Genomic DNA, 19305 nt, shown 5'->3' with positions numbered 1-19305 from the left:
GTAAAAATCTTACTGCCCGTTAATCCGGAATAAACGATGTTTAAAATCGCATACGTTTAATATCCAACAAAACAATTGAAAACAGCTAATTGTTCGATAATTACTACGATTGCTCAAAATAAAGCAAATTAAAATACATTGATTCCTAACATAACTTACATGCTTCATAACTTCTAATCATAATCCAAATTTGGAAGAATAGATGCTTTTTTATATACAAATAATAACTCTCAAGGAGTTGTTGACATGTATTTCATATTGAATATGTTAGGGATTTTCGTTGTCATATTAATCATTTTCTTATGTTCGCCTAATAAAAAACATATAAAATGGAGACCAATTGTAATTCTCATCCTATTGGAGCTTTTTATTACGTGGTTTATGTTAGGCACAAAGCTCGGCAGTATTATCATTAATAAAATTGCGTCATTTTTCAGTTGGCTACTAGCATGCGCGAATGAAGGTATTCGATTTGCATTTCCTTCAGCTATGGAAAGTCAGCACATTGATTTCTTCTTTAGTGCGTTACTTCCTATCATTTTTGTTATTACTTTTTTCGATATTCTTTCTTATTTCGGAATCTTAACTTGGATTATTGATAAAGTAGGTGCAGTTATTTCAAAGATTTCTCGTTTACCAAAGTTAGAAAGTTTCTTTTCGATTCAAATGATGTTTTTAGGAAACACCGAAGCACTTGCGGTTGTTCGGGATCAATTATCTGTTTTAAAAGAAAATCGATTATTAACTTTTGGAATTATGAGTATGAGTAGCGTTAGCGGATCCATTCTTGGTGCTTATTTATCAATGGTTCCAGCAACATATATTTTCAGCGCAATCCCATTAAACTGTATTAACGCATTAATTTTAGCCAATGTATTAAATCCTGTGGAAGTTTCGAAAGAAGAAGACGTTGTTTACACACCTTCAAAACATGAAAAAAAGGATTTCTTTTCTACTATTTCAAACAGTATGTTAGTTGGGATGAATATGGTTATCGTTATTTTAGCTATGGTAATTGGTTATGTAGCTTTAACAGCATGTTTAAATGGGATTTTAGGATTTTTTGTAACGGGGTTAACAATTCAAAAAATCTTCTCCATTATCTTTAGTCCTTTTGCATTTTTACTCGGTTTATCAGGCAGTGATGCTATGTATGTAGCTGAATTAATGGGGATCAAAATAACGACGAATGAATTTGTTGCAATGATGGATTTAAAATCAAACTTAAAGTCGCTACAACCGCATACGGTTGCGGTTGCAACGACATTTCTAGCTTCTTTTGCTAACTTTAGTACAGTAGGTATGATTTACGGAACTTACAATTCATTATTTGGCGGAGAAAAATCATCAGTCATCGGTAAAAATGTTTGGAAGCTTCTTGTTAGCGGGATGGCTGTTTCTTTATTAAGTGCTATGCTCGTTGGGCTATTTGTATGGTAATTAATTTTTATAATAAAAGACACCCAAGCCAATTGAGTGTCTTTTATTATTATTTTCGAATTTGCCCATTTCCACGAATCACATATTTTGTAGAAGTTAATGCTGGAAGCCCCATTGGTCCTCTTACGTGTAACTTTTGTGTACTGATACCAATTTCCGCTCCGAATCCAAATTCGGATCCATCTGTAAAACGAGTCGATGCATTATGATAAAGTGCCGCGGCATCTACAGAAGTAAAAAACTTGCTGACGTTTTCCTCGTTTTCAGTAATAATTGCTTCAGAATGCATAGATCCATACGTATTTATATGATGAATCGCTTCTTCAACAGTGGAAACCACTTTCACTGCTAGTGTGAGAGATAAAAACTCAGTTTCCCAGTCTTCTTCTGTCGCAAGTAAGATAGAAGAATCAATCGCCACTGCTTTATTATCACCACGTAGCTCCACTCCTCTTTCCTTCAAGGAAGAAAACAACTCGCTACCATATTGCTCTGCCCAATTCTCATGAAGTACAATCGTCTCAATTGCATTACATACAGATGGACGCTGTGTTTTTGCATTTATAATAATATTAAACGCCATTTGTTTATCTGCTGTTTCATCAATGAATATATGACAATTTCCCGCACCTGTTTCAAGTACTGGAACAGACGCTTCTCTCACAACAGTATCGATTAATTGTTTGCCACCTCTTGGAATAAGAACGTCTAGATAATCCTTCATTGTAAACAACTGCTTCGCGCTATTTCGCGTTGTATCTTCTATAAGCTGTACGCTTTCTTGAGGTAAGCTTGTTAGTTTGAGCGCTCTGTGAATAACGGCAACGATGGCCTTATTAGAATGAATAGCAGAAGAACTACCACGTAATATGACTGCGTTTCCTGTCTTCAAACAAATTGTAGCTGCATCCACTGTTACATTCGGTCTTGCCTCATAAATCATGCCTATAACACCAAGTGGTACGCGCATCTCCTGAATAGATAGTCCATTTGGCCTTTCCCATGCACTTACACATTCTCCTACAGGATCACGTAATTCAATTAGCTGCTTAATCCCCTCTGTCATATCAATAATACGATTTTCAGTTAGCAGAAGACGATCAAGGAGTGAATCAGAAAATCCTTTTGCCTTACCTTCTTCAATATCCCTCTTGTTTTCTTCTAAAATATAAGCTGTTTCTAATATTAACTGATCAGCTATTGCGGAAAGTGCTTCGTTTTTTTGCTCTGTAGATTTAAGCACAAGCTCTCTAGCAACCTCTTTTGCTTTTATCCCCTTTGCCAACACTTCATTCATTTTTATTTCCTCCTTTTTAAAGTGAAACCCAATGATCCCTATGGATGACTTCATAACTATGTCTCTCGCCTCTTACTTGAATATCTTGGCTTTGCATACCTTTTACATCTCTTAGTTCCTCTGCACTATATGTGCATTGTCCTTTTCCTATTACGCGCCCTTGTTGCGTTACAACCTCTACAACTTCACCCACTTGGAAAAATCCTGATACATTCGTAACACCAGCTGGAAGTAAACTCTTACCATGCTGAATGATGGCAGTAGCTGCCCCAGCATCTACTTCAATTTGTCCGCTAACAAGCGAATGTAAGGCAATCCATTGCTTGTTCATCTTCATTTCTTTTTGAGGAGCATTACCAACATACGTTCCATCACCCTTACCCTTCAAAACATCTACAAACTTTTCCTGTCCACGTCCTGTTCCGATAAATACACTCACACCAAGAGAGAGCGCTGTCTTTGCAGCATCGATTTTTGATTTCATACCGCCAGTCCCAAGTTTTGAGCCAGCATCTCCTGCAAGAGAAGAAATTTCTTCCGTAACTTCAGGAAGAAAATAATATTTTTTTGCATCCGCATTTTTCTGAGGATTTTTGTCATATAACCCGTTCACATCCGTAAAGATCATAAGCATATCCGCCGAAACAAGCCCGCTTACTAAAGCTGACAGCATATCATTATCACCGAACGTCAGCTCCTCTAAGGAGATGGAATCATTTTCATTAATAATTGGAAGAGCGGAGCGGTTTAATAATTCTCCTAACGTAGCGTAAGCATTACTATATTGTTCTTTTCTAGAAAAATCACTTCTCGTCAGCAAAAGTTGCGCAGTAACGATGCCATATTTACGGAATTCCTCGGTGTACGCCTGCATTAACAAACTTTGTCCGACAGCTGCTGCAGCCTGTTTCCCTTTAATCGTTACAGGTCTGCTAGGATATCCTAGCGCTGAAAAACCTGCAGCGACGGCTCCAGATGTAATTAACACAACCTCGTGCCCATCTTCTTTCAACCGAGCCAATGCGGCAACGTGATCTGAAAGCTGTTCTGTAGAGATGCCTCCGTGACTATCTGCCAAGGAACTACTCCCAATCTTTACAACAACTCGTTGTTTTTTCACTTTTTTATCCCCCAAGTCTAAAATCAAAGTTTTTTATAAATTACACTTCATTCACTTTGTAACTATATCTATTCTCATCAATGCTGCAATGAGGTATTTAAGAGCAAAATAAAAATGACCGCTTCGCCCTTAATAAAATAAAAAGGACGAAACGGTCATTGTTCCGCGGTACCACCTTAATTGATATACATAGATATCCACTTGGTGCCTATAACGCAGGCGAACGCCTAAACTTTCATTTAAGACTCAGGGATAGGTTCGATATATTCTATACGAGGAATCTTTCAGCCGGTGAATTCCACTCTCTTTCGCAAGAAGACATATGTACTAATTCCCTTCAACGATTTTCAATCTAATTTTTTTATATTATGCGATATAGTTCGATTCGGTGTCAAGAGGTATTTTTAAAAATAAATAGAGCCGCAAGTTATTTGTATGAAATTATCGCCCTACTGAATGAAAATACAAAATGATATAAGTTTAACTCATATTCATAAACATAAAACCTTACATTATAGTGTATATATTTACATAATGTCGAATATAATTAATTTTTATCTTTTAGTGTTGCAAAAAGGAATATATTCTCTTAGAATGTTTCTTTATATTGCACAGGGATGTTATTCTTATTCTAAGAAAATAATATCAAACCGATATAATTGATTATAAAAGGAGCAAGATTGAGTTATTATGGATAAACAAATTGGATTCATCGGTTGCGGAAATATGGGAATGGCTATGATTGGCGGAATGATAAACAAAAATATAGTGTCTTCAAATCAAATTATTTGTTCAGATTTAAACACTGCTAATTTAAAAAATGCTAGTGAAAAATATGGACTAACTACAACTACCGACAACAATGAAGTAGCGAAAAATGCTGATATTTTAATTTTATCAATCAAACCAGACCTATACGCGTCAATAATTAATGAAATAAAAGAAGTAATCAAAAACGATGCTATCATCGTAACGATCGCTGCTGGGAAAAGTATTGAAAGTACTGAAAATGCCTTTAATAAAAAAGTAAAGGTTGTAAGAGTAATGCCTAATACTCCTGCTCTTGTTGGAGAGGGAATGTCTGCATTATGCCCTAATGAAATGGTGACAGAAAAAGATTTAGAAGATGTACTAAACATTTTCAATAGTTTTGGTCAAACAGAGATCGTAAGTGAAAAATTAATGGATGTTGTAACATCTGTAAGTGGTTCTTCACCAGCTTATGTATATATGATTATAGAAGCGATGGCAGATGCTGCTGTACTAGATGGTATGCCAAGAAATCAAGCATATAAATTCGCTGCTCAAGCTGTGTTAGGCTCTGCAAAAATGGTACTAGAAACAGGAATACATCCAGGTGAATTGAAAGATATGGTTTGTTCTCCTGGCGGAACGACAATAGAAGCTGTAGCAACATTAGAGGAAAAAGGACTGAGAACAGCGATTATTTCAGCTATGCAGCGTTGTACGCAAAAATCTGTTGAACTATCTGGTCAAACTAAAAAGTAAAACTGTAAAAGAGATCGCGTTAGCTATGAATTCATATGAATTTAATTAGAAATTCACTACATGATAAACGGCCAAACTCATATATACTTGAGTTTGGCCGTTTCAGTTTTAATTATATTAAAATAATTTCATTCAAATCTTCTTTACAGATTCTGTTTTATCCCTTACCTATTCCCTACTATGATTGTGTAATTTTATTAGAAACTAATAATTTTTCAATGCATTTCGGTAACATATCTAATAGCGTTTCAAATGCGTAGTTTACATCTAGACGTTCTGTCCATTGATGTGCATCTTTTCCTACCGGCCCCATATTTAATAATGGAACATCAAACTCTTCTAATTCCTGAAGCGGAATTGAATAACCTTTATCCCATAATGGCATATTGTCTACAAGCGAACTCATTGAATCCAGTGGATACTGCAAGCCTACATAACTTAAATCTGAAATCCCCCCAAAATAATTTTGGTTTTCAAATGTAATTTTATGATTGTAGTGTGCATACTTTTCCATTTCTACAACTACCTCTTTTATTAAAGGATTGTTACGTGAACTCACAGCTGGATAGTACGGCGGAGCGAAGAAAAGTACAATCATCGGTGCCTTTTCTTTACATAAAATCGCTAATTTATCTACTAAATCAATCGTTACCGCACGATCATCTTTATCTCCTCTATTTTTTATAATATTAGATTGAATATGATTTATTTTTTCTCGTCCATGTTGCTCAATTGCATATGTGATAAGCTCTTCATAAGTTAATACATTTACTTTGAGATTAGGTGGTATAAATGGATTATATTTAGAAAAACGATATGCATGTTTTTCATACGACTCTTCTATTTTCTCTGCTACTTTCGTTACTTTTTGACGTAACAATGAAACTACATCTGTCATTGATTTTTCTAATAAAAACAAATTAAATAATGTAACTGCACGATGCGGAATTTGTACAGAATAATCCTCTTTTAAGTCCCTTTGAAGTAAGTTAGTTGGCGGAGGACTCGCTTCCCCTTCTACAATATCACAAAGGTCTGTGTTTAACTCTAATTCTGCTGTTATTAATGAAGCCATATAACTCCCATTTAACCCTGCAAAAGGTTCACCTACATGTGTCTCTTTTCCGTAGCAAAGAAAACCAGGTAACACTTTACCAATAGAGCCAGTGTAAATATACTTATTTTGGTCACCAGGATGTCTTGAAAACATAGGCTCTGAGTTTAGTACCGTTTTATACTCTAAATCATGTTCTCTTGCTAACTCTAGTAATCTTGGAACAGCAGCTCTCATCCCTACAGAGTTTACTTCTTCATCTGGTACAGCCAATAAAAGAACATTCCCATCAAATCTTTCTTCGCAAGCTTGCTCAATCATTGCCATTTGTAATGCGAGGCCGCATTTCATATCCATTGTTCCTCTACCAAACAGCCATTCTCCATGTTCTATATCTTCACGTACATGGTCTGGAAGTTCATCTTTATGAGAATAAAACATAGATGTTAACTTTTTAGGATTAAATGCATCTTCTTTCCACATTCCGTAATCTTGTACATCTACAACATCAAAGTGACTTACTAGAATTACAGTATTTTTTGTACTATCGCTTTTCTTTACTAGTGCTGTAACAAAATATCGTCCGTCCCCTGTCGGATTTTTTTGCAAATGGTGCGGGTTTTGTTTGAAATACTGTAAGTCAGATAATTGTTCCACAACAAAGTCTGGCAATATTACTTCAGCTTCTGAACCGGTAATACTAGGAATTTCAACAAGACTGCTTAATAATTGAACCAATTGTTCTTTTGATTGCCACTTTGACATATAAATCCCCCTATTTTCCGCATTATGAAAACTAATTCCAGTATATGAATAAAAAATGACGACAGCTATCAAAATTATAGTTCTGATGTACTGCCGATTTTTATTGATATTTCATGAGCCGCTTGTTTTACCTTGCTAATAAGAAAAGATAGTCGATCATCATTAATACGATGACTAATTAACCCAACACTTAATGCTCCTACTACTTTATGATTAAATCCGATAATAGGTGCAGCTACTGAAGCTGTCCCTTCTGTTTTTTCACCATAACTGACAGCATATCCTTCATTTTTTATTTGCTTTATTTGATTAAGAAGAATTTGCTTTTGTTCTGGTAATGAAGGAAGTAAATACTCTACAATATGTTCCATTTCATTCGTTTTCATATTGGCAAGCATCGTTTTATTTGCAGCACCAATTGAAAGTGGAATTTGTTCTCCTAGATTATCGATAACTCGAATTTTTAAAGGACTATCAATTCTTTCAATGATAATAGAATGTGTTCCGTTTGGAATATTCAAATAGACACTTTCTTCCACTTCAGAAGCCAAACGTTTCATCACTTCTCTTGCAACAGATCTATAGTCTACCTTCTCCAATTGACGCAACCCTATTTCCATCCACATTGGTCCAATTTTGTACTGTTTTGTCTCTGTAATTTGTGTAACTAACCCATGCTCCATTAGAGAGTTAAGTAATCTATGTACTGTACTAACCGGGAGATGTGTTCCATCAGCTATATCAGAAATAGCCCAATACTCTTTTTCATTTGTAGAATTCAATAATTTAATAATACTTATCGCTCGATCAATGGACTGTACCATAACTCGCCTCAACTTTACTCGTAATATGTTAGTACGCTTAATTAACTATCAATTTAGCAAACATTCGAAATGAAATCAATCTATTTATTTAATTTTCTAACAATAAAAACATATCACTAACAACGAATTGAAAACGCAAACAAAAAAATATTGACTTTTCTTTTTAATTATCTGAAAATTATAACAAGATTTCACATCACGGAATACATTCCATAATACGGAAAAACATCAAACATTATTCTATCAACTACGAAAGTGAGGAAAACAATGGCGCAAGTAAGCAATACAAACAATGAATTAAAACGTACGATGAAAAGTAGACACTTATTCATGATTGCACTCGGTGGTGTGATTGGAACCGGGTTATTTAACGGATCTGGCTTTATTATAAGTCAGGCTGGACCTGGTGGATCCGTACTTGCCTTTATTGCTGGTGGATTATTAATGTATTTCGTTATGCTATGTCTTGGTGAACTTGCTGTAGCCATGCCTGTTTCAGGTTCTTTTCAGGAATATGCTACTAAATTCATCAATCCTGCAACTGGCTTTACAATCGGATGGTTGTATTGGTTAAGCTGGGCGAATACGACCGGTCTTGAATTTACAACTGCCGGTATTACAATGCAGCGCTGGTTTCCTGATATTCCTGTTTGGGTTTGGTGTTTAATATTTGGCGTTACCATCTTCACTATTAACGCATTATCTGCTCGTAGTTATGCAGAAACAGAATTTTGGTTTTCAAGTATAAAAGTATCTGCCATTATAGCTTTTATAATTCTTGGTGGCGCCGCTATGTTCGGTTTTATTGATTTAAAAGGCGATGAACCAGCTCCACTTCTTTCAAATTTCGTAAATCATGGTGGTTTATTTCCGAATGGACTTGCAGCTATTCTATTAACAATGGTTACAGTCAATTATTCCTTCCAAGGTACAGAGCTTGTCGGAATCGCAGCAGGTGAAAGTGAAGATCCAGCAAAAACTTTACCTCGTTCTATTAGAAATATTATATGGCGCACAATGTTTTTCTTCGTCTTAGCAATCTTTGTTCTTGTTGCTTTAATTCCTTGGGAAGAGGCTGGATTAACAAAGAGTCCATTCGTTGCTGTTTTTGATAATATCGGTATTCCATATGCAGCTGATATTATGAACTTTGTTATTCTTACTGCTGTTCTTTCTGTCGCAAACTCAGGACTATACGCTGCTACTCGAATGCTTTGGTCTTTATCAAAAAACGAAATGGCTCCAGCATTTTTAAAGAAATTATCATCACGTGGGATTCCTCTCAACGCTTTAATCATGACAATAGCTATTTCTGCTTTTTCTCTTTTGACAAGTGTAGTAGCTGCTGAAACTGTTTACTTGTGGCTCATTTCAATTTCCGGAGTTATTACCATTATTGTTTGGATGTCAATTTGTGTTTCTCAATTCTTTTTCCGCAAACATTATTTAGCAGACGGCGGAAAATTAGAAGACTTAAAATTTAAAACGCCACTTTATCCACTCGTACCAATTCTTGGTTTTGGATTGTATGGCATTATATTAATCAGTCTTATTTTTATCCCAGAACAACGACTTGGAATCTATTGCACTGTCCCATTTATCATCTTTTGCTACACTTACTATCACTTTAAAGTTAAGAAAAGAAATTCTACTAACACTCATAGTGAAACTAAAATTAGCGAGACTTCGTAATATTTGACTATACATAAAAGACCACACATAGCGTTTCACTTCATGTGTGGTCTTTTTTCATTATTTTAATATGATTTCATCTTAATTTAATGAATATATCCCCTTTCCTACAAAAGTAGTAGAGTGTTCATTTAAACACTTACTACCTCAGTGGGATTTATCACATTCCAATTTCAATATAATAGTAAATAGGTATATCGGATATAGATGTACATTACTAGGCTTATACATATTTCAACTTTAGAATTATATTCACTATTCAATTGGTAGTTACCAATAAAGAAAGGAATGATCATAATAATACAGAACATATACGAAACTCATTTACATGTAAGAAATTTAGAGAAGGCAATAAATTTCTATCAAAACAAGCTAGGATTAACGTTAGCAAGAAAACTCTCCAAAAGAAGAGTGGCTTTCTTTTGGGTCGGAGAAAATAAACAACAAATGCTTGGACTATGGGAAGTACATAACATTGAAGACTTTGAGCCGAGACATTTTGCTTTTGGTGTAAATTTAGAGTTTTTAATGACTTCTAAAGCGTGGTTAGAGGAACGTGGAATAGCAGTGATAGGAAGTCAAGGAAAAGGAAATCAAGAGCCAATTGTCCAAAGGTGGATGCCTGCTGCAAGTGTATACTTTCTAGATTGTGATGGAAACAAATTAGAATTCATTTCTATGCTACATGAGAATCCAGATGAATTAGAATATGCGTCCTATTTAAGTGTATGGAATGCGGAACACCAAGAAAAATGAATGGAATTTTCGTTCAAGTCTTTTCTTATTTTTGGATATAATGTTGTACGATCCCCCCTTTTACTATGAATTTGTTAACATAATGCATTTACTGTCATCTTATATTTGTACTTACGTACGAGCAATTCCTAATCTGCTTCAATTACAATTTGAATTATGTAAATTTTCCTCTTATCTGGCATCTACTCTTTAAACACAAACTCCCCTTAAATCGAAAATGATTAAGGGGAGTTTTATATACGATGCAATTATAGTTCAGATTTCACTCGAACAGAAACATTATTTTTAATTATATTTTTGACATCTTTAAAGCTAACAAAATTGTTACTTTTCTCATCCCAAAGACGGAAACGTAGTGATTGTAAGCTTGTAGCAAGCGTAATCGTTGGTACATTTTTTAACGGAAGCGTATTATTGTGTGCCTCTTCTAGTTTATAGTTAGGTACCCTTGGGCTTAAATGGTGAACATGATGGAATCCAATATTACCAGTTAAGAATTGCAAAATTTTAGGAAGCTTATAAAAAGAACTTCCTTCCACTGCCGCTTTCACATATTCCCAATCTTTATCCTCTTCAAAATAAGAATCCTCAAATGTGTGCTGTACGTAAAACAGCCAAATCCCTACTGAACCTGCTATTAAGAATATAGTACCATGTACTAACAGAAACGATTGCCACCCAATTGCCCAGCAAAGTATAGCTACTACAGCAACAATTATAATATTCGTCAAATAAGTATTCATACGTTCTTTCTGCCTTGCACCTTTTCGGTTAAATCTATTTTTAAGCAAGAAAACATAAATCGGACCTAATCCAAACATAACGAATGGATTGCGATATAAGCGATATGCTAAACGAAGTCTAAATGGTGCAGCTACATATTCATCAACTGTAAGCGTCCAAATATCCCCTGTACCCCTCTTATCCAAATTACCACTCGTAGCGTGGTGAATAGAATGTTCATGCCCCCACTGATCAAATGGGAATAATGTTAAAACACCCATACACGTTCCAACTATTCTATTTGCACGTCGACTTTTAAAGAACGAATAATGGGTGCAATCATGAAAAATAATGAAAATTCTTGTCATAAATCCAGCGGCTAACAGTGCTGGAACTAATGTTAACCAATAAGAAACTGACAAACTTTTATAAGCAAGATACCATAAAATAATAAATGGCACGATTGTGTTGATCAGTTGCCAAACACTTTTTTTAATCGTTGATTTTTCAAAAGGAGCAACTTGTTTTTTTAAATTTTTAGTATTTTCTAAGGTCATTGTTCTAATTCCTTTCCTTTTTGTTGCTAATTCATATTATAGCACACTATTAGTATCAGGTGTTAAAAGTAGCTATAATAAATATTATATACTATGAAAATCTCTTTTTTCTTACTCATTACTTACAAATTACTTACGCCCAAAATAGCTTCTATAATTGGACAGGCGGAGTATTTTATTTATAAAAGAAACTTCGAATTTTTCCAATAAGTACATAAAAAAACAGCAAGTTTTTTCACAAGAAGAAAAAAGCTGCGATAAGTCAGTTTCACCGACTTATCGCAGCTCCTCTTCGTTTTACCTTATTTTATCGATGAAGCCACACTGCACCTGCAGACTTGTCTTCAGCTTGGCCTACCACTTCAAACTTCAGTCCTAGTTTCGGTAACTTACGTCCTGCATCAGGAATAATGCTGTTGATGTATTGCTTAGAATCATCAAATTTTGCCACTCCTGGTAATCCTTTATAATCGAAGATACCGCGAGTTGGTGAATTTACTTTCCATGCTGGTGTTTGATCAAATGAGAATGCCGCATCGGCAATTTGGTAACGCGTACTGCTCTTCACAGTAGGTTGTCCGTTTAATGTCCCTACAATTGCCTCTGGATGAGAATCTACTACTCCTAAGAACCCTTCACCTGGATGAACGCCTACCCAGTTATCTGTAAAGCTTTGATCCGCATACCATACAACCATTCCTGTATTAAATACTGGGCCACGTGCATGTTGTAACGCAGTGTCAGAACCAGCGTAATTTCTCCACTCTACATAGTAATTATGTTTTTTCTGTTCAAATCCGTTAGACACAGTAAAGCCTTTTAACGTCATTGCTGGCTGACCTTCTGCATCATCAGAGAAAACAACTTTTCCATCTACAGTTAATGCTGCATTATCTAACGCAAACCCTTTATAAGCTACTGCAATATCTGTTAAGTACTCAAATTGCAGTTTTACTTTTTTTCCTTTGAATTGGCTTAAATCGTATGATTTATCAACCCACTTACCATCAGTTGTATCCGCGCCGCCTTTTACATCTTTTTCGCCCATTCTATCAATGCGTGTCTTCGTTCCATCTTCTGCAATCGCATATACGTCAAGGAAATCATACTTCGCTTCAAGTTCGTAAAATGCCTTATAATCGAACTTAGCATCCTTTGCATTTGTTAAGTCAAATACTGGTGTCTCAAGTGTTGTATGAATGTCATTTCCTTTTGTACTGTAATAGAATTTCTTACCAAACGCTGATTCGATATTTTTTATATCTTTGTCCGGCAAGTTAACACGAACGATTCCAGGTCGTTTAGATTTTGTAGTACTTTGATCTACATATGTTGCAACACCGATTCCTTTGCTAAGTTTGTCATAATCTACTTCAAGGATATTCGCCCAGTTCCCCTTCATATTCTTTTGGAAAAACTCTTTATTTTGTGGTGAGAAACTCGTTGGCTCTGTTCCTGCAATTTTTCCAGCCCAGCTACCACCACTCATAATAGACCATGACTCAACAGGTTCACCTTGTCCTGAGTACTTTGTATCATATTCATCTGGTAAGCCTAAATCATGGCCATACTCATGTGCAAACACACCAACTGCCCCGTCTTCAGGCTCGATTGTATAATCATATGCAGCCATCTTTCCGCCCCAGTTCGAAACAGAAGATTTCGTGCCATCAATTGCATATGGTTTTGAACCTAGTTTTGAACGATGTGACCAAATCGCATCATCTTTCAATTTACCGCCGCCAGCTTCTTGACCAACGCCAGCATGTACAACCATTAAATGATCAATAATGCCATCTGGCTCATTTTTATTTCCATCACCATCTTGATCGTATTGATCAAATTGGTCATAGTCTGCTAAATTGATTCCTTTTGCTACCGCTGCTTTTAATGCTTCTTTCACAAAATCTTTTGGTCCTAAAGGCCCCTTGTTATCATGCCCAGTACCCGCATCAGCACCATAATCTGATGCTTTTCCTGGAACAGTAAGCCATTCTGTTACAGTCCCATCAACTGTGTAGCTACCACCAGATTGTTCTTCATAATATTGCTTAAATGTGTTAATCTTCGATCCATCAAATAAAGTAAATGGTTCATCACCAAATAACATTTTTTGATAATGTTCACGATTAAAGTCTTTAGAATACATGTATCCTGGCTCTTGATCAATATTGTTATGCTTAAAATCGCTAAATTCTACAAGTAAAACAAGTACTTTATCTTTTCGAACAGCTCCATTGTATTCTTCTTGCTTCGCTGATGTAGTAGGTACTTTTCCATTTAATTTCCCAGGGTTCAATGCTGCACCTTGTCCAGCTACCGGGCCTACTTCAGGCTGCTGCGCCTGTTCATTTTCCTTCATTTTTGCATCTTTTACTTTTTTCATAAAATCAGAAGCTTCTTGCGTAAGACTATCTCCTGTTAAGATTTCTTTCCCAGGGTTTTCCCCTTTCTTTTTCTCAACATATTTTTCGACAGCCTTTGACGTCTCAGCTTGCGATGCAGATTGATCAATTACCCCCCGTTGTTTTAGCGCTTCAGCCAAACGCTCCTCCGGTATTAAGTGCTCATCTATTGGTAGAGATGATGTTGGTGTCTCAGCATACGCTGCGTGACCTCCAAAAGCAAACGTACTACTTAGTACTGCTGCTGTTGTTAATACCGCTAATGGTTTTAATTTCTTTTTCTTTTTCAATGTATTTCCTCCCCAGTGTCTGCAAATTATCGTTTTTTTGCCGATAACAACATAATATTCGTTATAATACGAATATTCAATCTTTTTCAACAAATAAAATGTTGAGAAATATTTTTTTATGCAGGGTGAAATACATAAGATAGAAAAACAAACTCACCTATAAATAACAGTGAACTTTTTTAGTAAAAATAAGAATTAAATATTTTCTATACTACTTAATCTATGGGTTACCATATTACTCACTAATCTCATTATTACAAGCTAATAGTGGTTCGTACATCATTATAGCGTGATTCTCTGTTACATATTGATCTTCTATTAACTGTTTCTGTAGATTATATACTTTACGTTGAATCACATTATGTCGTATATAACCGCCCCAGTATGCAGGTTGAATTGAGTGTTCTTTCTCATACACTTCATATTGATAAAGTTGCGGATAGACTGTTCTCCATTCACCAACTAAATGTTCATCTGTCATATAAAGGTGAAGTTGATACGGTTGATCCGTTTCATTTTTAATTTGTAAATCCAAATAGTTATAGGAACAAGTTGCCCCACTCCCAAACGGTTGAGTTCGCCTAGAATCAGGAAAGACATCAAAGCTATGACGATATCGTTCGGTTACTGTCAGTGGTGTATGTAGAGTCATCCAATATATTAAATTTGAAAGCTGACAAAGACCTCCTCCAATACCTGTTTGAAAAGATCCGTAGTGTAATACCATACCTTCTACATACCCTTTTTTCCTCGTTGGCTTACCTATTAAACGCCAGTAAGAAAATGTTTCTCCCGGTCTAATGACGATACCATTTAGTTTTTTAACAGCAATTTTCAAATTAACAACCTTATTCTGTTGATACCACATATCTACATCTTTGAGCTTACGAAGTAATATTGTTTGGTGCTGAATTGCTGTACAAGGTAGCTTTTCTTGTTGGAACCTTTTTGCATATGTTTTTCCGTCTGCTAACCACTGAATGTGCCTCTTTGTAGAGTAATACCACTTCCCTAGCATAATGCGATACTTAGACCGCTGTTTAGGACGTAAGTGCACTATATTCATTTTATTCCCTCTCTCTTTCTTCAACTAAATTCTAATATATTTCTAATTCAATAAATTACAGTTTTCTTAACTGCATAATAATTTTCGCAAAAAAATAATAAATTTACTCTAGTGGAGATTTTATTTTGATGATTGCTTTATAATTATATAAAACTGAGCTTCAATACAATAAATTGAAATAAACACATTATAAATATAACGGATAACCTTAAATAAAAAATAATGAACATTAAAGAAATTCTAAAGTATTAATATATTTTTCGTAAATATTAATTGATAACCCATTAGACTTTACTATATGTATAACTTCTTATTCTACAAAACGAAATTTTTTAATGTAAGAAAAAACTATACTTTCCCTTTAACATTGATACCAGTCTCATATGGAAAACTTTACAAAACAATTCGAACACTTACATTTAGAATAAACACAAAAAATTGCCACCAGTTAGCTTAACTGGTTGGCAATTTTTTAACGAGAATGCTTTACAAATAGTTGAATTGCTTCTTCTGGTACATAGCACTTTCCATTACTCTCTACAATAATACTTCTTAATTCATACCCTTTACCATTGATACGAATTATATTTTTGTTACCAAATAATTGTGCTTCTACTTTATTATGTTTTACTACCAGTAACGGGTTTGCTCCTTCGGTTTTGTTGGCTGTTACAGTTGCACCGATCTTCTTAAAGGCTTGTTCACTCTCTAAAAATATTTTATTCGTTACTTCTTCTAAGTTAAAGCCCATCGCTTTCGCCATCGTCTTCGCAATGTCTGTATTTTGGATTAAGCCTTCTGGTTTTTGAGGTCCATAAGAATGTAAGAATACATCCTCACCTGTATGTCCTCCTGTCGTAAAGCCGATATTTGCACGATTAGCCAATAATGTAGTAAGAATTCGTCCTACATCCATTTTCTTTTTTGCCGCTTTTAATTTTTCTTTTTCATCATGAGTTAGATTATCCAAACCGTATAGTTTAGCTACATCTTCTACATTTGATAAATCAGATTTCAGTTTATTTATAGTTCCTTCAAGTGTCATTTTCGCCTTTTTCAATGGATCAATGTATGCAGAAACCGGTGTAGTATTGTATCCTTTTGTCGTATTCCTATTCCCTATAGAGATGCCGCTGTTACCATGATCAGTTAAAGCGATGAGCATCGTATCCCCATCTTTCTTCGCAAATTGTAACGCCTTTGCTACCGCTTCATCAAATGCCAATATATCACTAATCATCCCAATTGGATCATTCGCATGGGCTGCCCAATCAGGCTTACTACCTTCTATGAATAAAAAGAAACCATCTTTATCTTTTGATAATGTTTGAATTGCTTTTTCTGTCATTTGAGAAAGTGTTGGTTGTTCTGGGTTTGTTGCTATACGATCCGTATCAAACGCAAGAGCATGATGTGAGAAAGAGCCCCAAATTTTATTAGATTTGGAGTTCAATAACGCATCTTTCGTTTCAACAAAATCGTATCCTTTGTTTTGAATCACCTTTACTAAATTTTCACCATCTTTTCGGATTCCATTACTTTGCATAGGTAACAGCGCCGCTTTTCCCCCGCCTAATACGACATCTATATTTTGATATACTTGCTGCTTCGCAATTACGTCAAATTGCTTGCGATTGACATGGTGAGCCGAGAATCCCGCCGGAGTAGCATGCTGAATTTCAGATGTAGCAACAATTCCAGTTGCACGACCAGTACGTTTTGCACCTTCTAATACGTTTGCGACCGGCCGTAACTTGTCCTTTTCTTTTATTAGCTCTAAGCTAGGCGAACTTACAATAGAAGGTAATACACCTACATATCCTGAATTTGATTTATTTCCAGTTGCTAATGCTGTTGCTGCTGGCGCTGAGTCTGTAATAGCTGATTCCGCCGAAAACGTACGAACTCCTCCTGTTACAATTTGATCTAACGTAAGCGGTGCCCCTTTATACCAGCGAGCCAATGTTGTCGCCGTTGAACTCGTTCCGTCCATAACCATCATAATTATATTTTTAGGCTGATGTTCTACTTTTTTCACCTTAGCTTTGGCCGCATGATAATTCATCATACTTTCCGTACTTAATACGCTTACTATTATAGCTGCCACTAATAGCAACTTTTTCATCTTCACACCATAATTCAACATGATTGTTCCTCCATAAACTTTGCATTCATTTAAATACACACTATTTTCTTTTCCATACCAAAACCTACATATGTTTTATTAGTTCCCAATTCTCATAAAGCTAGCAATAGTTACTTTCCCTTTCTTTCCTTTATTAAATATCGGTATGTATCATCTATCTTATAAAAAAGATTTAACATCCTTTTCATTAATTACTTGTTTAACAATAAATCCTCGATCAAAAGAAATAAAAATTTATTGTTAAACAATAAATTCCGTGTTAAATTAATAAGATATTAAATAAATGAGGTGCTTTTTATGAAACAAGGATCCACACTCTTTTTAAAGACCGTTGTGATTCTGATCGGAATCCCCGTTCTTGCTATGTGCATTTTTTTAGTCCCTAAAATAGGAAATTTCGCCGCAGAATTATATCCAGATATTTCATATATTAAATATCTTGTATTTATCAATTTATACGCAACAGCAATACCTTATTACTTCGCACTGTATCAAACATTTAAGCTTTTAAACTATATTGATAAAAACAACGCATTCTCAGAGTTATCTGTTCAAGCTTTAAAAAATATTAAGTACAGCGCATTGGCAATTAGTGTATTATATGTATTAGGTATGCCACTTTTCTATCTCGTGGCAGAGAGAGATGATGCCCCTGGCATTATTATTATCGGAATGATTATGATTTTTGCTTCAATGGTAATCGCGGTCTTTGCTGCCGTTCTCCAAAGACTATTAAAAGATGCTATAGATATAAAATCAGAAAATGATTTAACGGTCTGAGGTGAATAATATGGCAATTATTATTAATATTGATGTAATGTTAGCAAAAAGAAAAATGAGTGTAACAGAACTTTCGGAGAAGGTTGGAATTACAATGGCTAACCTTTCTATCTTGAAAAATGGAAAAGCAAAAGCAGTCCGTTTTTCAACTTTAGAAGCAATATGTAAAGCATTAGAATGCCAACCGGGGGATATTTTAGAATATCAACCTGAAGATACCGAGTAAAAAGAGTCCTTCATACGAGAAGGACTCTTTTTATTACACATTACGGTGCAAAACTAATTTGACCAGTAAACAATAGGATAATTGCTATGATCCAAAATATAAAAAATGATGAGGACAGTATTAATGAAAGAATAGCAATTCCCTTCTTCTCTGTTCTTTTCGTCATTGTGATTATTGAAAGTATGATACCTACACCTGTCAGGGCAATTGTAATATAATCTCCAACTATATTACCTGCATTGGCTATCCTTGTTGGCGTTATAAAAACGAATAGAAAACACAAAATGCCGATGAGTAAAGATACATAGCTTATTATACTGTACTTCTTTTTAGGAACTATTTCAGTTTTCATACTAACCCCACCCCTTCTATATAGCTATGAATTCATATTAACATGAATAACCATAATTTGGTTAAAATATAAAAAAGATAAAGTAGACGCTATCACTTTATCTTTCGGTTTATTTCTATCTAACAATTAACCTGGCTACTTCCTTAATAAAGATGGACGATCATTCTTTAACCTCTAGTAATTATTATATACAGAAAATAAAGTGAAACTTTAATCAGTGGAGGTTTTGTTCACCCTCCACTGATTATTAGTTGAACCAATCGGGCTACCCGTTAATGCGGAATAAAATGAAAGAGTTCTAAA

The 19305-nt window shown here is 35.0% G+C and carries 15 protein-coding genes and 1 other annotated feature; of the genes, 6 read left to right on the top strand and 9 right to left on the bottom strand.

Going from position 1 to position 19305, the window contains the following annotated elements; all coding sequences use genetic code 11:
• The first annotated feature begins 246 nt into the window (after positions 1-246).
• A complete protein-coding gene (locus tag ACTFP3_RS12140) occupies positions 247-1440 on the top strand; it encodes a NupC/NupG family nucleoside CNT transporter (protein WP_000273596.1) in 1194 nt (397 codons plus the stop codon).
• 49 nt (positions 1441-1489) lie between these two features.
• On the opposite strand, the gene ACTFP3_RS12135 is transcribed toward ACTFP3_RS12140, so the two are convergent.
• Together ACTFP3_RS12135 and proB are read right to left on the bottom strand one after the other, a co-directional pair.
• Complete coding sequence (locus tag ACTFP3_RS12135) at positions 1490-2737, bottom strand: glutamate-5-semialdehyde dehydrogenase (RefSeq protein WP_001006609.1); 1248 nt, start codon at positions 2735-2737, stop codon at positions 1490-1492.
• 16 nt (positions 2738-2753) lie between these two features.
• Entirely contained in the window at positions 2754-3857 is a 1104-nt protein-coding gene (proB, locus tag ACTFP3_RS12130) for a glutamate 5-kinase (RefSeq protein ID WP_006924529.1), read from the bottom strand.
• Between the two features lie 139 nt (positions 3858-3996).
• Positions 3997-4207, bottom strand: a binding site (T-box leader).
• Between the two features lie 340 nt (positions 4208-4547).
• On the opposite strand from proB, the gene proC reads away from it, so the two are divergent.
• Complete coding sequence (gene proC, locus ACTFP3_RS12125; protein ID WP_000360725.1) at positions 4548-5366, top strand: pyrroline-5-carboxylate reductase; 819 nt, start codon at positions 4548-4550, stop codon at positions 5364-5366.
• A gap of 178 nt (positions 5367-5544) precedes the next feature.
• On the opposite strand, the gene ACTFP3_RS12120 is transcribed toward proC, so the two are convergent.
• The gene (locus tag ACTFP3_RS12120; protein WP_440010597.1) at positions 5545-7185 is read right to left on the bottom strand and encodes a M20/M25/M40 family metallo-hydrolase; all 1641 of its coding nucleotides are present in this window, start codon (positions 7183-7185) and stop codon (positions 5545-5547) included.
• Positions 7186-7259: 74 nt separating this feature from the next.
• Positions 7260-8009, bottom strand: coding sequence for an IclR family transcriptional regulator (locus ACTFP3_RS12115; protein WP_000250758.1), 750 nt, complete (start codon positions 8007-8009; stop codon positions 7260-7262).
• 267 nt (positions 8010-8276) lie between these two features.
• Here ACTFP3_RS12115 and ACTFP3_RS12110 point away from each other — a divergent pair, with 267 nt between their 5' ends.
• Together ACTFP3_RS12110 and ACTFP3_RS12105 are read left to right on the top strand one after the other, a co-directional pair.
• Positions 8277-9701, top strand: a complete 1425-nt coding sequence (locus ACTFP3_RS12110) for an amino acid permease (protein ID WP_000079991.1) — start codon at positions 8277-8279, stop codon at positions 9699-9701.
• Positions 9702-9998: 297 nt separating this feature from the next.
• The gene (locus ACTFP3_RS12105; RefSeq protein ID WP_025687456.1) at positions 9999-10457 is read left to right on the top strand and encodes a VOC family protein; all 459 of its coding nucleotides are present in this window, start codon (positions 9999-10001) and stop codon (positions 10455-10457) included.
• 248 nt (positions 10458-10705) lie between these two features.
• On the opposite strand, the gene ACTFP3_RS12100 is transcribed toward ACTFP3_RS12105, so the two are convergent.
• From ACTFP3_RS12100 to ACTFP3_RS12085, 4 genes are all read right to left on the bottom strand, one after another.
• Positions 10706-11737 (bottom strand): fatty acid desaturase, encoded by a 1032-nt coding sequence (locus ACTFP3_RS12100; RefSeq protein ID WP_000171504.1) that lies wholly within the window; start codon positions 11735-11737, stop codon positions 10706-10708.
• 307 nt (positions 11738-12044) lie between these two features.
• The gene (locus ACTFP3_RS12095) at positions 12045-14432 is read right to left on the bottom strand and encodes an immune inhibitor A domain-containing protein (protein WP_000727446.1); all 2388 of its coding nucleotides are present in this window, start codon (positions 14430-14432) and stop codon (positions 12045-12047) included.
• A 235-nt stretch (positions 14433-14667) separates the two neighbouring features.
• Positions 14668-15498: a VanW family protein gene (locus ACTFP3_RS12090; protein WP_061112947.1), complete on the bottom strand. Its 831-nt coding sequence runs from the start codon at positions 15496-15498 to the stop codon at positions 14668-14670.
• A 472-nt stretch (positions 15499-15970) separates the two neighbouring features.
• Positions 15971-17644, bottom strand: a complete 1674-nt coding sequence (locus tag ACTFP3_RS12085) for an alkaline phosphatase (RefSeq protein ID WP_440010593.1) — start codon at positions 17642-17644, stop codon at positions 15971-15973.
• Positions 17645-17941: 297 nt separating this feature from the next.
• Here ACTFP3_RS12085 and ACTFP3_RS12080 point away from each other — a divergent pair, with 297 nt between their 5' ends.
• Together ACTFP3_RS12080 and ACTFP3_RS12075 are read left to right on the top strand one after the other, a co-directional pair.
• Complete coding sequence (locus ACTFP3_RS12080) at positions 17942-18424, top strand: DUF2975 domain-containing protein (protein WP_000809125.1); 483 nt, start codon at positions 17942-17944, stop codon at positions 18422-18424.
• A gap of 10 nt (positions 18425-18434) precedes the next feature.
• The gene (locus ACTFP3_RS12075) at positions 18435-18650 is read left to right on the top strand and encodes a helix-turn-helix domain-containing protein (protein ID WP_000974619.1); all 216 of its coding nucleotides are present in this window, start codon (positions 18435-18437) and stop codon (positions 18648-18650) included.
• 40 nt (positions 18651-18690) lie between these two features.
• Here ACTFP3_RS12075 and ACTFP3_RS12070 read toward each other — a convergent pair whose 3' ends face one another.
• Positions 18691-19002: a hypothetical protein gene (locus tag ACTFP3_RS12070; protein WP_000845558.1), complete on the bottom strand. Its 312-nt coding sequence runs from the start codon at positions 19000-19002 to the stop codon at positions 18691-18693.
• Positions 19003-19305 lie beyond the last annotated feature (303 nt).

This window comes from Bacillus cereus group sp. MYBK5-2, assembly GCF_051915685.1.
Taxonomy (GTDB): domain Bacteria; phylum Bacillota; class Bacilli; order Bacillales; family Bacillaceae_G; genus Bacillus_A; species Bacillus_A cereus.
The sequence above is the reverse complement of the archived record's forward strand: the minus strand, read 5'-3'. Positions and strand labels throughout refer to the sequence as shown.

What these genes read in the sequence shown, in the direction of transcription:
- ACTFP3_RS12140 (WP_000273596.1), top strand. Translation starts at nt 247, where the DNA reads ATGTATTTCATATTGAATATGTTAGGGATTTTCGTTGTCATATTAATC.
- ACTFP3_RS12135 (WP_001006609.1), bottom strand. Translation starts at nt 2,737, where the DNA reads ATGAATGAAGTGTTGGCAAAGGGGATAAAAGCAAAAGAGGTTGCTAGA.
- proC (WP_000360725.1), top strand. Translation starts at nt 4,548, where the DNA reads ATGGATAAACAAATTGGATTCATCGGTTGCGGAAATATGGGAATGGCT.
- ACTFP3_RS12120 (WP_440010597.1), bottom strand. Translation starts at nt 7,185, where the DNA reads ATGTCAAAGTGGCAATCAAAAGAACAATTGGTTCAATTATTAAGCAGT.
- ACTFP3_RS12115 (WP_000250758.1), bottom strand. Translation starts at nt 8,009, where the DNA reads ATGGTACAGTCCATTGATCGAGCGATAAGTATTATTAAATTATTGAAT.
- ACTFP3_RS12110 (WP_000079991.1), top strand. Translation starts at nt 8,277, where the DNA reads ATGGCGCAAGTAAGCAATACAAACAATGAATTAAAACGTACGATGAAA.
- ACTFP3_RS12100 (WP_000171504.1), bottom strand. Translation starts at nt 11,737, where the DNA reads ATGACCTTAGAAAATACTAAAAATTTAAAAAAACAAGTTGCTCCTTTT.
- ACTFP3_RS12090 (WP_061112947.1), bottom strand. Translation starts at nt 15,498, where the DNA reads ATGAATATAGTGCACTTACGTCCTAAACAGCGGTCTAAGTATCGCATT.
- ACTFP3_RS12085 (WP_440010593.1), bottom strand. Translation starts at nt 17,644, where the DNA reads ATGTTGAATTATGGTGTGAAGATGAAAAAGTTGCTATTAGTGGCAGCT.
- ACTFP3_RS12080 (WP_000809125.1), top strand. Translation starts at nt 17,942, where the DNA reads ATGAAACAAGGATCCACACTCTTTTTAAAGACCGTTGTGATTCTGATC.
- ACTFP3_RS12075 (WP_000974619.1), top strand. Translation starts at nt 18,435, where the DNA reads ATGGCAATTATTATTAATATTGATGTAATGTTAGCAAAAAGAAAAATG.
- ACTFP3_RS12070 (WP_000845558.1), bottom strand. Translation starts at nt 19,002, where the DNA reads ATGAAAACTGAAATAGTTCCTAAAAAGAAGTACAGTATAATAAGCTAT.